Origin of the sequence: Chitinophaga rupis (genome assembly GCF_900109685.1) — a bacterium.
Taxonomy (GTDB): domain Bacteria; phylum Bacteroidota; class Bacteroidia; order Chitinophagales; family Chitinophagaceae; genus Chitinophaga; species Chitinophaga rupis.
In genome coordinates, this window is record NZ_FOBB01000006.1 from 20624 (window position 1) to 34600 (window position 13977).

At 47.3% G+C, this 13977-nt stretch carries 8 protein-coding genes; 1 reads left to right on the top strand and 7 read right to left on the bottom strand.

The annotated features are described in order from the left end of the window. Positions 1 to 53: 53 nt before the first annotated feature. From BMZ54_RS21485 to BMZ54_RS21520, 7 genes are all read right to left on the bottom strand, one after another. Entirely contained in the window at positions 54 to 818 is a 765-nt protein-coding gene (locus BMZ54_RS21485) for a LytR/AlgR family response regulator transcription factor (RefSeq protein ID WP_089917201.1), read from the bottom strand. 30 nt (positions 819 to 848) lie between these two features. Then, the gene (locus BMZ54_RS21490; protein WP_162277636.1) at positions 849 to 2669 is read right to left on the bottom strand and encodes a tetratricopeptide repeat-containing sensor histidine kinase; all 1821 of its coding nucleotides are present in this window, start codon (positions 2667 to 2669) and stop codon (positions 849 to 851) included. A gap of 792 nt (positions 2670 to 3461) precedes the next feature. Then, on the bottom strand, positions 3462 to 4154 hold the full coding sequence (gene cmk, locus BMZ54_RS21495) for a (d)CMP kinase (RefSeq protein WP_089917205.1): 693 nt from the start codon (positions 4152 to 4154) through the stop codon (positions 3462 to 3464). A gap of 332 nt (positions 4155 to 4486) precedes the next feature. Further along, positions 4487 to 6100, bottom strand: coding sequence for a T9SS type A sorting domain-containing protein (locus tag BMZ54_RS21505; protein WP_089917208.1), 1614 nt, complete (start codon positions 6098 to 6100; stop codon positions 4487 to 4489). A gap of 21 nt (positions 6101 to 6121) precedes the next feature. Further along, positions 6122 to 8314 carry a hypothetical protein gene (locus tag BMZ54_RS21510; RefSeq protein ID WP_143081097.1) on the bottom strand — a complete coding sequence of 731 codons (2193 nt, stop codon included), beginning with the start codon at positions 8312 to 8314 and terminating at the stop codon, positions 6122 to 6124. Between the two features lie 95 nt (positions 8315 to 8409). Continuing rightward, positions 8410 to 10053, bottom strand: coding sequence for a hypothetical protein (locus BMZ54_RS21515; RefSeq protein WP_089917212.1), 1644 nt, complete (start codon positions 10051 to 10053; stop codon positions 8410 to 8412). A gap of 677 nt (positions 10054 to 10730) precedes the next feature. After that, a complete protein-coding gene (locus BMZ54_RS21520; RefSeq protein ID WP_089917214.1) occupies positions 10731 to 13265 on the bottom strand; it encodes an ATP-dependent Clp protease ATP-binding subunit in 2535 nt (844 codons plus the stop codon). 238 nt (positions 13266 to 13503) lie between these two features. On the opposite strand from BMZ54_RS21520, the gene BMZ54_RS21525 reads away from it, so the two are divergent. After that, positions 13504 to 13878, top strand: a complete 375-nt coding sequence (locus tag BMZ54_RS21525) for an STAS domain-containing protein (protein ID WP_089917216.1) — start codon at positions 13504 to 13506, stop codon at positions 13876 to 13878. Positions 13879 to 13977 lie beyond the last annotated feature (99 nt).

A 13977-nucleotide genomic window follows, 5' to 3' on the forward strand; every position in this document is an offset into this window, starting at 1 on the left:
ATCCGGCAGATAATAGTAAATAAGTGGCGTGAATTGGTGAAAATCTGGAAGCCCTAAAACTGCATAGCCCTCTTCAGGAACTCTGCTTTCCGGCGCCGGGATACCTCTACCTGCGTACCATCGGTCATAAGGGCAAAGCCCCCTTCTCCCTGTATATAGGACTGCATTTGCTGCAGGTTAATCAGGTGCGAGTTATGTACCCGGAAAAAGTCCACATCCGATAACAGCTCCTCAAACTCCTTTAAGGGGCGGGACACCAGCAGGTTTTTCTTATCTGTAAAAAAGATCTTGGTATAGTTACCGGTAGATTCACAACGTACAATGTTCTGTACCGGCATAAACACCAGGCCATTAATGGTAGGCAGGGCTATTTTACGGTGGGTCTGATGCAGGGTTTTCATGTTCTGCAGGAACACTTCCAATGGGGAGGAGGTGGGAGTGGCGCTGCGGTTGTTCTTTCTTTCCCTGCACTTCTGTACCGCATCCTGCAGCTCCTGTACGCTAAAGGGTTTTAACAGGTAATCCAGGGCATTGAACTTAATAGCTTTTAAGGCATATTGCTCAAATGCGGTGGTGAAGATCACATCGAACCACAGCTTTTCAAACAGCTTTAACAGCTCAAATCCGTTTTGGTGGGGCATTTCCACATCCAGGAACACCAGGTCCGGCTGTAGCTCATCTATCAGGCCCTTGGCTTCCCGCACGCTGTTTACGCCTCCCAGTACCGTTACCTCCGGGCATTTTTTCTGTAACATGGTTTGTAATGCATCTATACAGTGCTGCTCATCGTCCACAATGATCGCCTTGATTTCGCTCATGCTTATAGGTTTGTAGGTTTTGAGTTTCTACTAAAAAATATGCTCCACCGGCAGCGTTATAGCTACTTGTGTACCGGCGGGTGTACCATCTTCTAATTCCAGGTCGGTGATAGTGACGTTTGTATCCCTGCTGTTATTGATCTTGCGGATCAGGTCTATACGGCCTTCTGTTACCTGCATGCCCATTGAGCGGTGGGTTTCCCCTTTTTTGGCCTTTATTTCCAGCGCTCTTTTGCGGCCGATCCCGTTGTCTGTAACCGTGCAAATGAGCGTACGGCCGCTGCGCATGGTAATGCTGATGTCCAGCATACCCTTTCCTGATTTATGCACTAACCCGTGCCAGATGGCATTTTCCACATAGGGTTGTATGATCATGGGGGGCAACATTACATCATCGTCATTAATATCGTCTGCTATGTTAATGCGGTATTCAAATACACCGTTGCAGCGCAGGCGTTCCAGGTCAAGGTACAGGCGCAGGGACTCTACTTCCTTGTTCAGGGAAATGAAGGTGTGCTGTGTATTGTCCAGGATCATGCGCATTAGCTTGGAGAACTTGGTGAGGTAGTCTGAGGCTTCCTCCTGGCTGTTGCTCCATATAAACCGGTGAATGGAGCTTAAGGAGTTAAAGATAAAGTGCGGGTTCATTTGCGCGCGCAGGGAGCGCAGCTCCAGCTGCAAAGTGTGCTTATTGGCCTCCAGGTTACGGTGGCGGATATAGAAAAAGGCGCCTACGGCCAGCATCAGTAAAAAACCGGCGGTAGAGAACATGTACACAATGTTACGTTTGGTACGCAGCTCGCTAAGCTGTTTATCGTGCTCCAGGGCTTTGATCTGGATATCTTTACGGTCCACTTCATAAATGGCCCGGGTTTGGGCCAATGCCATGGCGGCGTTTTCATCCAGGATGCTATCCTTATATAACAGCGACCTGTCTGTAAATTCCAGGGAGCGTTCAAAATCACCGCTGGCCTTGTAATCTGCGGCCAGGGCTTTATACACCTCCAGCAGCATGGATTTAAAGCGCCAGTGCAGGCTAAGGTCCAGGGACTGTTGTATGTACCTGCGGGCTTCTTCATGCTTACCCTGCTCGCTTAACAGCTTGCCTATGTTCAGGTAGCTTTCTGTTATGTGGATCTTATCCTCCACCTTATCATTCACGGCCAGGGCCTTTTGCAGGGCATCCATGGCATGGGCATAATCCTTTTTTTCCTGGTAGGCATTGCCCAGGGAGTTATAGCATATAGCCATGCCCGTATTATTCTTCAGCTTCTGGTTCACTGCCAGGGAGCGTTTGTAGAATTCAATGGCCAGATCTATTTTGCCCAGGCCCTGGTAGGCATATCCAATGTTGCCCAGGTTAATGGCCACACCCAGATCATTGTTATTTTTTTCTTCCAGCTCCAGGGCTTTGGTAAAGTGGCCGATAGCGTCTGTATATTTTCCGGTGGAAAGCTCTATGTTGCCAATGCTGTTAATGGCCACGCAAATACTGCGTACGTCATTGGCCCTTTCTGCGGCCTGCAGGGCCCTGAAGTGGTAATCAAATGCTTTCTGCAGCTGATCCATACGCCGGTTATCCACGCCTGCATTGTTAAGGGATATGCTGATAAGGCGATCGTCCTTTGTTTCTTCTGCGTACTTAATAGCTTTTTCGTGATAGTCGTTAGCGAGGATGTATTCTGAGCGGTTCCTTTTGGCGGTGCCTACTTCATTATATACATTGGCCAAGCCCCGCGGGTAGCGGATGCGTTGTCCCAGGGTAATGGCTTCCTGAAAAAAAGCATTTTCTTCCTGCCGGCCGTCAAAGTAACGGGCCATTGCTTTGCCTCTTGCAATATACCAATTCACTTTGCCGGAGTCATTTGGCAAGGCTTTGGCGGAATCAAGCGTACGATTTACCAGCAATGAGTCTTGCCCCCGTAAACGCCCATTTGCCCATAAGGTCAGAATCAATAAAATACAGGCACCTTTGCTGAACATGGATCAGTAGGGATAGAACTTACACAATTTAAGTAATTAATCACTAATTAAGACTGAATAATTAATACTGTAGCGCATTTGCACCTTTTGTCCCCAATTTTTAACTGTAACCGGCATTAAATGTTACCGGTTCACGGGGTTGATAAAAAAGCGAAAGGGCGAAAGAATTCGCCCCTTCTTCCTATTAACCGAATACACCTACTGAAAACATGAAATAAGACTGAAAAACAATCCTATTCCACATTAAGTTTGAATAATAATAACAGCCGTCCTGGCAACCTGTCCGGCCGTTAATTTTATATAGATAAAAATTTCTATTATCGGTTAATAGCAGAGGTCTTTTGGATACAGTTAGGCTAAAATCTTCCAAAACACATTATAGTCATCATTATACTGCACCTATCCCGGCCCTGCTTAATATTTATCATACCAAACACGTGCACACAACATTTTATTGCGCGCCCAAAAAATCAAGCATGGCTTTTACACATGGATAAGGTGGAAAATTATGTACGGCAGGAGATTCTAAAGGATGTGGTAAATTATTGGAGTGATCCGCAGGTCAACGGATTCAAAACAAATTTATAAAACCTTTCTTTAAAATGGAAAAATATTTACACTGGCGGCATAAATATTTATGATTCAAGGGATATTATGAGGTCAGGATGACTGCACCATCATGGCATCCTCTACCCACTGCAGGGCTAACTGCAGCTGTTCTTCCATGCTTAATTGGCTGTTATCCAATATAATAGCATCTGCTGCTTTGCGCAGCGGACTTATTTCCCGGTTAGAATCTATATAATCCCGCAGCTCCAGATTTTCTTTTACTTCCTGGATGGTGATGCTCTTATTTTTTGCGTACAGCTCTTTAAAACGGCGTTCTACCCGTATGGCGGTATCTGCTGTCATGAAGATCTTCAGCTCGGCTTTGGGGAATACCGTAGTGCCTATATCCCGGCCATCCATTACGATCCCCTTCTTCTCTCCCATCTGCTGCTGCTGTGCTACGGCAAACTCCCGCACTTCTTTCACGGCGGCTACCTCGCTCACTTTTTCAGCTACCAGCATATCCCGGATCAGGTGCTCTACATTTTCGCCATTGAGGTAAATGGAGGCCTGGCCTTCATTGGTTTCGTCGTATTCAAATTCCAGGTGAATGTTTTGCAGGGCTTCTTTTACAGCGGCAGGGTCTGACCAGCTTACCTGGTTCTGTATGAAGTAGAAGGTGATAGCCCGGTACATAGCTCCGCTGTCAATGTACACATAATCCAGCTGCCTGGCCAGCTGTTTGGCCAGTGTGCTTTTTCCACAGGAGGAGTAACCGTCTATCGTTATAATGATCTTCTTCAAAACCGGGTGTTTGTACAAAAGTAAGAAAAAAGCGAAAAGGTGAAAGCATAAAGCAGAAAGCCTGATAAAGCGGAAAGGATAAAGCTGAAAGCAGAAAGCTTAATGCAGCGGATGGATTGTAAGATGTGGAAAAGCGGAAAGGATAAAGCTGAAAGCTGAAAGCCTAATGCAGCGGATGATTGCAGAGCAGATGAAGGATAAAGGAAAAATGGAAGGGTGAATGCTGATTGCGATTGCAAGATGGTGGGGTGAAAGTGTAGTAAATATAAAAAGCTGAAAGCCAACGCAGCGATGTACACTGCTTTATGCTTTCAGCTTTTCGCTTTATGCTTTTACTGTTGTCCCAGCACCACCACCTTCGTGCGGTAGGCTACTGCCTGGGTATCCTTATGGTACAGCACCAGGTAGTACAGGCCGGCGGGCAGCTCTTTCACCAGCACATCGCCTTCATTCTGTATATCATACTGGCGCAGGATCTGGCCCCAGTTGTTGATCAGCTGCATATGCAGTGCCTGGCGGATGCCGCGGATGCGTACTTTAAACTGGCCCAGGTTCGGGTTCGGATACACATCTATCTGGATCAGCGGCGGTACGGCCCTGATCACGGAGTACACCACCTGACCATTTCGTCCGATCACTTTTATGCGGTAATAGGTCCAGCCATCATAGCTGTTGTTATTATCCTGGTAAGTGTAATCCAAACGTTTATTGCTATAACCGCCGGGGGCTTTAGTGGGCACCCTGGCAATGGTGGTAAAGGCGGTATCGGCCTCAAAGCGGCGCTCTATTTCAAACACGTAATTGTTTACTTCCTGGCTGGTAGACCATTCCAGGTGCACCTTATCCCAGGCTAAACGCCAGGCCTGAAAATCGATGATGGTAGCCGGCGGGCGCAGGGCGGTGAACAGTACGGTTTTGGAAAAGTATTCGTTGGTGAGCAACCCATCACTAAAGCTGCGCAGGTGCATAGTGGCCCCACTCATAGGTACGGTAGTAAGCGTACCTGCCTGCGGCTGGTATGGCAGGACGCTGAGCTTATCCCAGGCCGTTGCATTATAATGGTTAATGTAGCTGCTATCCCGGTACGTAGCATAAATAGGCATTTCCATGCTGTTCATGTGCTGCAGGATCACATCGGTAGGTGCGCTGCCGGTTTGCAGATGGCCTATATTCCAGGTTTTGGTAATAAAGGTATCCTGCAGGGCGGTACCGCCACTGGCAGCAGTATAAATGCTGTCGAACACACGCACCTTAAACATATCTGCCGTGCCCTGGTATGCCAGCGCTGCGGGGGCATAGTTATTCGCATCTGTACCTACAGGGAACACTACCCTGCCTGAAGTGCCCATCAAACCTTCCCGGTAAAGAAAGCCGCCTACTGAACCGGTGCCTGTTACTACAAAACGCTGATCGCTGTAACCGGTAATGGTACCGGGCGACTGGTGGCCTACCACCAGGTTCCAGCCATTCAGGAAAATGTGCCCGTTGATGAAGCTAAGGGTGCGGCGTACTTTCAGATCACTCAGATCATCCAGCAGCAAACCGGAAGGGTTGTTAAGCTCTAAGTTAGGGAAGCTGGTACCTGCGCTACTGGCTACGTTGTAGTTGCCAAACACGGTTTGCTGGCCCATATTACCGTACAGGATATTGTTGGAGGAAAAGCGGAATATACCACCGGTACCACTATTGCCGCCTGTTTCATCAGGCAGCGTAGCAGCGTTACCGTTAGTCCACTTTTTACCCAGGAAATATAATAAGGAATTAGGATTGGAACCCAGGGTGCCCTCCTGCTGCATATTGCCGAAAACTGCTATGGGAGCGTTGTTGCCGCCAAACATCCAAACCTGGCCGCCGGGAGGAATGTAGGTGCCCTGCTGGGCAAAGCCAAGGGTGGCTACACCAAGTAAGTATAAGGATAAGAGATATTTGAGCGCTTTTAGTTTCACTATAAGATCTGTTCCCTGTGATTAGAGTTGAGCAAGGATGTACCAGTTAGTACCATCTGACTGGATCATCCAGGATCTATTTGCCGTTGCCGTGAAAGTAACCCCGCTGCCTGCTGTAAGGCTGGTCCCATCCAGCGTACCGGTGGTTGATTTAATAAAAACGCTACCGGTTGCGGATACACGTTTGACAATATAGATCCGGCCGGCGCAAGTGTTGGCAGCAGGTATATTAATTGTTGCGTTACCGGTACCTGTTTTTATAAAAGTGTAATCATCTGCCGTTAAAGTAGTATTAGTAGTACCGGACCTTATCGGCATTGAAAGGCTGCCTCTCACATCTAAAGTACTGGCAGGCGCATTAGTGCCAATCCCCAGCTCTTTATTTGTATTATCCCAATGCAGGTTTGCATCATCCTGTTTTACTTCTGTGCTTGCGTCAGAAGTTTTACCTGCAAAAATGAGCCCGCCATCCGTGAAGATGTTATCACCATGGGTAGTTACCACCTTATACCAGGGATTAGCCGGCGGTCCTGCATTAGCGGTCAGGGGTGCGGTGTTACCCTGCCATTCTCTTAGAGCCAAAGTATTTTTATCAAAGTATAACTGGGTAGTATAAGCTGCATTCTGAAATGACAGTACGCTCCAGGCAAATGCTGTAGTACCTAAGGGTCCCTGGCTAACAGTACCAGCCGCCGGGGCACTGGGTGGGCCTGCCCAGATCTTCATCCTGTAGTTAGCATCCGGTGCATCTGCATTCCGGATATCTGTGGATGCAAGTGTACCATAGGAAGCGCCACCGGTAATATCCGGTGAGGGCAGCCACAAGCTGCGGGTTGGATTCCACTTCAGCACGTCGCCGGTACCCGGTACAGAATCCAGCACATTGCGGTTCTGTACTTTATTGGCGTTCCAGATATTGCTGTTATTATTTGCAGTTAAAGTGCCGGTGGCTATTCCCAGCGTGGTAGTGTTTATAGCCATGTTGGCAATATCTCCATTGGCATCGCGGCCTAACAGGCTGGTAGGTGTACCTGCACTGGCGGTAAGGCGCATATCTCCCTGCACTTCCAGCTTACGCACCGGCAAGGCATTGGTGCCTATACCTACTTTGCCGCTCTGCAAACGCATCATTTCAGTGAAGGTGGTTGTTGCGTAGTTATAACTTTTGAACAGGATTGGTTCATCTCCATCATCGCCAATAATAAATTCAAAACCGCCATTGTTGGCAGTACCAGTGGCGCCCATCTCAAAATAATCAGTACCGGCGGATGCGCCTTTGATGCGGAAGTTACCATCCGTAGTGGTCCACATCTTCGGTTTATAGAAACTAACGGCAGGGGGTACTTCAAACTGCAAAGCAGAGCGTACCCACGTTACCTTTTCATCATTATCAGTGTAGTCTGTGTACCCTTCTGTTAAACCTAAGGTCTGGCGGCGGCCAAACTCCAGGTAAGGCTGGTTGTTGGAGCGCAGGCTCATCTTTTTATCGTCTGTGGTACCCAGGAAGTTGAGGGTCTGATCTATCCCGGTATTACCGGTGATCAGCCAGTTATTGGCCCCCGCGTTGGTGGTTACAATAACATCTCCATTGTTATTAATGGATAATACCTTGCTGTTATAGGCCTGCACAGTGGCAGTGCCCAGATCTTTTAAACGTAAACCGGAGGTGCCGGTAGCCGCTGTGGTGCCTGCTACTTCCAGCTTATTGTTAGGGGTGTTGGTGCCAACGCCCAGGCGGCTGTTGGCAATATCCCAGAAAAAGTTTGTGCTGTTCTGCGCTACATTGGCGCCATTCATAAACAGCACTGAACCGCTGGCCAGTGAAGGAAGGCCCAAAGTGCCACCAATACTGCCACTGCCATTGATGGAAAAGCTGGCCGTTTGTGTGCCGGCGCTGAGGTTTTGTATATAGTCATTCAATCCTACACCGCTACCCAGCTTTTGCCAAATTCCGTTTGCGCGTACCCGTAATGATTTGTCTGGTGTAAAGTAAATGATGGTTCCATCCAATGCGGTATTCAAAGGCGCGGAAAGCGTATCGGAGATACGTGTTAATAATAAGCCCTGCTTGGTACTTTCCAGCTCCAGCAATGCAGACTTCTGTATTACGGTGGGGGTAGTACCCAGCTTAAGCTGTTGTGCCTGCAAAGCAGTGCTGATGCAGGTACACAGGGCGGCCAATATAGATAGACGGATAGGTAGAACTATTTTCATCACAAACTCGCTTGCGTATGGTTAGGGAAGACTACTTCATAAAAACGGGTTAACAGGAGTGGCTATACGCCGCTCCTGTTAACAGACCGTGTTTATTATTTTTTAATGATGTACCAGTTGGTACCGTCAGTTTGCAGTGTTACGTAAGTCCAGGCGTTGTAAATGGTGTAGTTGGCACCACCTTCGATCTGAGCGCCGGTAGGCGTGATGGTTACGGTGTTGTCGATGTTATCTACACCTGAAGTTATTTTCTTAATGGTGTAGATACGGCCTTTCATACCGGTAGGGTTAGGCAGGGTAACGGTTACCGCTGCTGCAGGATTTACCAGTACGGTGTTATCTGTAGCTGTTACCGTGTAGTTAGTGGTAACTGTGGTGATAGACATAGATACAGAACCTTCTACCTGTAAAGTAGAGTTAGGCCTTGCTGCAACACCAATTGCCACTGAATCACGGAACTGTTTGCTGCCGGCAAAAGCCTGGTCAGGTTTACCATTGATCACACCGCGTGCAGTCAGTGATGCATCCGGAACATTCAGGGTAATAACATTAGCTACGCTGGTGCTATCAAAAGCAACATCAGTACCGGCAGTGCCTGTTTTCAGGGAAATGCTGGGACCTGTAAGGCTGTTCAGCTTCTGGATGGCGCCGTTGAAAGCAGCGTCATTCAGTGTTTTCTTTAATACCAGGCCGCTGGCAGTACGGATCAGCACATCATTTTCAGCAGCAGCAGCATCGGTAAGCGCGTTGGTGATGGTAAGTGCACCGCCTAAAGTAGTAGCACCGCCTAAGCCGGTAGTGCCGGTTACGTTTAAGTTTGCACCTGCCACTAAATTATCCTGGAAGGTTTTTACACCTGCAAAGGTCTGTGCGGCAACTGATACAGCACCAGGGTTGGTAGCATCAGCGGCATGCAGCACCAGGGAAGCCTGGGGGCCTGTATTGTCGATGGTTAAACCACCGGCAACAGGCGTGGTAGAGAAAGTACCTATAACGATAGCTTTCTGCGCGTTGTTCAGTTTAGTCCAGTCAGCACTTGTTAACAGACCGCGTGTTTTAGTACCATCCTGTGTAGGGATATCAAAGGTATGTGCAGTACCGGTAGAAGTGATCGTGAAGTCGTTACCGGCAGAACCGGCTACCATTGTTTGTACATTACCGGTTAATCCATTCAGGCTGCTGATAGCGCCAGTGAAGGCGGAAGCAGAAATGGTACGGCGCATTACAGAACCACCTGCACCTAATACCAGTACTTCCAGGTCGCCAACAGCACCTACTGTTACCTGTTTCAGCTGCACATTACCGGCAGTGGTTACACGGATGGCTTCTGTATTGTTTGCACGTACAGAAAGCTCCTGGGCATCGCTGGTACCAACGTAGTTATTGGTTGGGTTGGTGCCTGCGTTACCGGTTAATCCCCAGTTACCTAAAGCTGATGATGAATTAGCCATCATTTCCCAGTGGCCGCCCTTTCTAACATACAGGCCAACGTTAGGCGCCAGGGCCAGGTAAATGATCATACCATCCGGGGGAGCCGGGGTAATTGCATTGATAGCCACGGTATCTGTAAGGCGGGGCAGCAACAGACCCTGCCTGTCAGATTCCAGCTCTAACACTGCTGATTTCTGGATGTTAGTTGGATTGCTACCGACCTTTAACTGGGCCTGAACGGTAACAGAGAATAAGGCAAGGCAGCCTGCCAGGAGCAGCTTTGCTCCGATACGTAGAGATTTGTTCATGGTATAAGGATAGTTATCAAGTCAAATAATAGCTATGAGGCTTTACCTCATGGCTGTTGTGGTTTATTAATCCAATAGAACTTTGTTCTTGTTTAATGATATAAGGGCCACATCAAGCACATTGCTGTACTTTAGATATTGTCCACTGTTTGTACTCTGCTCGCTCAGGTTAATTACGGCTGCAACGCTGCCGGCTGGTGATGTACTTCCTATTCCGGATAGTCCATTAAAATAGTTAGTACTGTTACCTACGATGGAAGAAAACTTTACCGTATGATGGATAAAGGTATTGTCCGGTTCACTAGTATAATGAAATGAACAATAATTTTCATATGACAAAAATGAAATATTTAACCCGTGTATAAAATGGTATTATGATGTCATTTTACTGAAGGTATTTAGTTAAGGGATGTCTGTTTAGACATCTATTAACAAGCGCTTAACAATTGATAATGAGGGTAAAAGGACAATTGGCCTGACTAATTGTATGTCTAACCCTTTGATATTCACAGTAATTATTTTGCACAAAATCGTATAATTATATTATACCAATTTGAGTAGTGATATAACATATATGTGTTATAACAAGGGTTAGAATTGCCTTCCGAAAAAGAAAAATCCCGCCCAGCCTTACGCTGAGCGGGATCTAAAATTATTCTGATAACTAATTTACCTACTTAGGCTTCCGATTTTTCGGATTTGTTGCTTTTAGGCAGATTCTTGATCGTGAAGATCAGCTTCTGATTTTCCTTATCCAGGTCAGCTACCAGTATGTCCCCGTTATGGATGTTCATATTGAGGATCTCTTCTGCTAACGGATCTTCCAGGTATTTCTGGATGGCCCTGTGCAGTGGCCTTGCACCAAACTGCTGATCGTAGCCTTTTTCTGCCAGGAAGCCTTTGGCCTCGTCGGTCAGCTCCAGGCTGAAGCCCAGGTTGTTCAGGCGTTTCAGCACACTCTTCATGGTGATGTCTATGATCACATAGATATGCTCCTTGCTGAGTGAGTTAAAGATCACCACATCGTCTATACGGTTCAGGAACTCGGGAGAGAAGGTCCGTTTCAGTGATTTTTCGATCACGGATTTGGTGTTCTCTTCTTCATTCATCTGCCTTGTTCCGGTAGTGAAGCCCACGCCCGCACCAAAGTCTTTCAACTGGCGCACCCCAATGTTGGAGGTCATGATGATGAGCGTGTTCTTGAAATCCACCTTGCGGCCCAGGCCATCGGTTAAGATACCGTCGTCCAGTACCTGCAGCAGGATGTTATAAATATCCGGGTGTGCTTTTTCAATTTCGTCGAGCAGGATCACGGAGTACGGTTTGCGGCGTACTTTCTCGGTCAGCTGTCCGCCTTCTTCATATCCTACATATCCCGGAGGCGCACCGATCAAGCGGCTTACGGAGAATTTCTCCATATACTCACTCATATCTATACGGATCAGTGAATCTTCAGAATCGAACATGTAACGGGCCAGGGATTTAGCCAGCTCGGTTTTACCTACCCCGGTTGGTCCCAGGAAGATAAAGGTACCGATGGGCTTTTTAGGATCTTTCAACCCTACCCTGTTACGCTGAATGGCTTTGGTTACCTTGGCAATGGCTTCATCCTGCCCAACTACCGCGCCTTTCAGGTCTTCACCCATGCGGCGGAGCTTCTCAGTTTCTGCCTGTACCATCCGTTTTACGGGGATGCCGGTCATCATGCTCACTACTTCTGCAATGGCTTCCTCGTCGATCGGGTAGCGTTTATGCTTCACTTCTTCTTCCCAAACACCTTTGGCACGTTCCAGGTCCTCGCCCAACTTCTTTTCAGTATCGCGGAGGGCTGCTGCTTCTTCAAAGCGCTGGCTCTTCACGACCTTATTTTTCTCCTGCTTAATATCTTCGATCTGTTTTTCCAGATCCAGGATATTCTGCGGTACGTTAATGTTCTTGAGGTGTACGCGGGCGCCTACTTCGTCCAGCACGTCTATGGCCTTATCGGGCAACAGGCGGTCTGTCATATAGCGGTCGCTCAGCTTTACGCACGCATCGATGGCATCTTCCGTATAGGATACATTGTGATACTCTTCATACCTGGGTTTGATATTGTTGAGGATCTGGATGGTTTCTTCCACGGTGGGAGGATCTACCATTACCTTCTGGAAACGGCGGTCCAAAGCACCATCCTTTTCAATGTACATACGGTATTCATCCAGCGTGGATGCGCCAATGCACTGGAGCTCGCCACGGGCTAATGCCGGTTTAAAGATGTTGGAAGCATCCAGTGAGCCTGAGGCGCCACCTGCTCCTACGATTGTGTGGATCTCATCGATGAACAGGATCACATCGCGGTTCTTCTCCAGTTCGTTCATGATGGCTTTCATCCTTTCCTCGAACTGGCCGCGGTATTTGGTACCGGCTACCAGCGCTGCAAGATCCAGGCTTACCACGCGTTTGTCGAACAATACGCGGGATACCTTTCGCTGTACAATGCGTAAGGCTAAGCCTTCAACGATAGCGGTTTTACCCACTCCCGGCTCGCCTATCAGGATCGGATTATTCTTTTTGCGGCGGGAGAGGATCTGGGATACCCTTTCAATCTCCTGCTCGCGACCCACAATCGGATCTAAGCTGCCACTCTCGGCCAGCTTGGTAATGTCCCTGCCGAAATTATCCAAAACGGGTGTTTTGGATTTAGTATTAGCCTGCTTGCTTTTAGAAGCAAAACTTTTACGTTCGTCTTCGAATTCTTCCTCTCCGGGATCGTCGAACTCGGCTTTAGGATCTGCGGACTTAACAAAGCCCAATTCGTTTTTAAATGTATCGTAGTCCACGTCAAACTGTTGTAAGATTTGTGTACAAACGTTTTCTTTATTCTTGAGAATAGACAGCATCAGGTGCTCCGTTTCTACGGTAGGGCTTTTGAGGGCCTTTGCCTCGAGTACGGTTACCCGGATGACTTTCTCTGCCTGCCTTGTAAGTGGAAGACTATTGATATTGGCAATGTTCTTTCCGGTCTTGTCTTTTACGGCTAACTCCACCTCCTTGCGCAATTCATAGAGGTCCACGTTCAAAGCCTGCAGAATTTTTACTGCGGTGCCTTCACCCTCGCGAATAATGCCTAGCAGCAGGTGTTCTGTGCCAATGAAATCATTTCCCAAGCGTAAAGCCTCCTCCCTGCTAAACGAAATGATCTCCTTTACTTGCGGTGAAAAATTCTGGTCCATTGTGAGATTATTAAATTATTAAAACCCTTACGGGGGCTTGTTTATACAATATTAGCAAATAATTTTGATTCTTTTCTTCTAACACGTTAATAGTATAAGATTTACTTTTGTGCTGAGTATGTTGGAAAGGCTGTGTTAATCTTACGGAGAAAGCGATCTAAAAGTTGCCGGTCTCTTACAGAATTTTCGCAGAGGTTCCTTCAGTTACTACTAATGTACTAAACAAGTTCCAAGCATCATGAAGTTCAAAATTGATACCAAAGAAAAAATACTCATTGTACACCCTGAAATTCCCCGTTTGGATGTTAATTTGTCAGTTGAATTTGCAAGATCCATCACGGATCTGCCGGAGCTGAAAGACCGCAATCTTATACTGGATATGGCATTGGTACCTGAGATAGATGAAGCAGGACTGATGGCCATTTTAACAGTATACCAGCAGCAATATGACAGCAGGCAATCCTGCGCAATCACTGGTCTTAACAACACTTTAACAGGTATCTTACGTGAATCCTATGAAGACCTGAACATTACCCCTACCCTTGCTGAAGCGATTGATATTGTAATGATGGAATCACTGGAAAGAGAACTGATGGAAGGTGAAGAATGGTGATCATAAAAGGCAGAAAACAATGTGGTGAATGGTTGAAATGCAGGGGTAAAATAACATTAAATGACCATTACCGATGAGCCATCAACGATGCATGATGGC

What these genes read in the sequence shown, in the direction of transcription:
- BMZ54_RS21485 (WP_089917201.1), bottom strand. Translation starts at nt 818, where the DNA reads ATGAGCGAAATCAAGGCGATCATTGTGGACGATGAGCAGCACTGTATA.
- BMZ54_RS21510 (WP_143081097.1), bottom strand. Translation starts at nt 8,314, where the DNA reads ATGAAAATAGTTCTACCTATCCGTCTATCTATATTGGCCGCCCTGTGT.
- BMZ54_RS21515 (WP_089917212.1), bottom strand. Translation starts at nt 10,053, where the DNA reads ATGAACAAATCTCTACGTATCGGAGCAAAGCTGCTCCTGGCAGGCTGC.
- BMZ54_RS21520 (WP_089917214.1), bottom strand. Translation starts at nt 13,265, where the DNA reads ATGGACCAGAATTTTTCACCGCAAGTAAAGGAGATCATTTCGTTTAGC.
- BMZ54_RS21525 (WP_089917216.1), top strand. Translation starts at nt 13,504, where the DNA reads ATGAAGTTCAAAATTGATACCAAAGAAAAAATACTCATTGTACACCCT.